Source organism: Streptomyces sp. P17, assembly GCF_032436805.1.
Lineage (GTDB): Bacteria > Actinomycetota > Actinomycetes > Streptomycetales > Streptomycetaceae > Streptomyces.
Window position 1 is genome coordinate 1 of sequence record NZ_JAVRBF010000782.1, and the last position, 274, is coordinate 274.

Sequence of the window (274 nt, forward strand, 5' to 3'; positions counted from 1 at the left end):
TGAGGGGATGGTGTCCATGCCGCCGCAGCCCTGCTTATAAGACCCGATGGCGAGGAAATTCCCATTCCCCCAACCCTCAACCCAAGCCTTGCGATGAGGATCGCGCTTGGTTGGACTATCATACTGTATGAGGTCCACCGGGTTCGGGTTCGGTCCAATCAACTGACGGGCCAGCGTCGTCTTTCCTGATCCATTGGTCCCGCGAATATTGATGATCATGGTCTAGTTCTCCATTTCTATTTCTCAACCTTATCCCCGGCGGGGATAGCGGTCA

The 274-nt window shown here is 54.7% G+C and carries 1 protein-coding gene; it reads right to left on the reverse strand.

Annotated features, from left to right (window positions below; all coding sequences use genetic code 11):
- Positions 1-219: hypothetical protein (locus RMT89_RS42940; RefSeq protein ID WP_315889186.1), on the reverse strand; the 219-nt coding region annotated here is incomplete at its 3' end.
- Positions 220-274 lie beyond the last annotated feature (55 nt).